At 40.6% G+C, this 340-nt stretch carries 1 pseudogene; it reads left to right on the top strand.

Going from position 1 to position 340, the window contains the following annotated elements:
* Window positions 1-226, top strand: a pseudogene (locus GPL15_RS27180) (IS110 family transposase); the annotation flags it as partial.
* Window positions 227-340: the final 114 nt, after the last annotated feature.

Below are 340 nucleotides of genomic sequence, written 5' to 3'. Positions count from 1 at the left end.
CATGAAGAAAGCCGGCAACCACTATCTGCGGTATTACATGATAGAGGCCGCAGAGAGTGTCATCAAGCACTGTCCGGAATACAAAGCTTTTTATGACAAGAAATATGCTGAGGTAAAAACCCATCAGCACAAACGAGCGCTCGCGTTGACTTCCCGTAAACTGATACGTATGCTTTTTGGACTGCTGGACAAAAGCCAACTCTACTCTGTGGAAAAGAGTAGGTAATCCATAGCGCAAATCGAACTTACGTTTCTTTTGAACCGTAGGTCTATTAAAGTTACCCTTTTCTTAAAAAATCTTTTTCATTTTCTTCTTGACATATTACCAAATGGCTTTTTC

Origin of the sequence: Clostridium sp. MCC353, from assembly GCF_018785315.1 — a bacterium.
Classification (GTDB): Bacteria; Bacillota; Clostridia; order Lachnospirales; family Lachnospiraceae; genus CHH4-2.
Note: the sequence above shows the minus strand (reverse complement) of the source record. Positions and strands in the feature narration are given on the sequence as shown.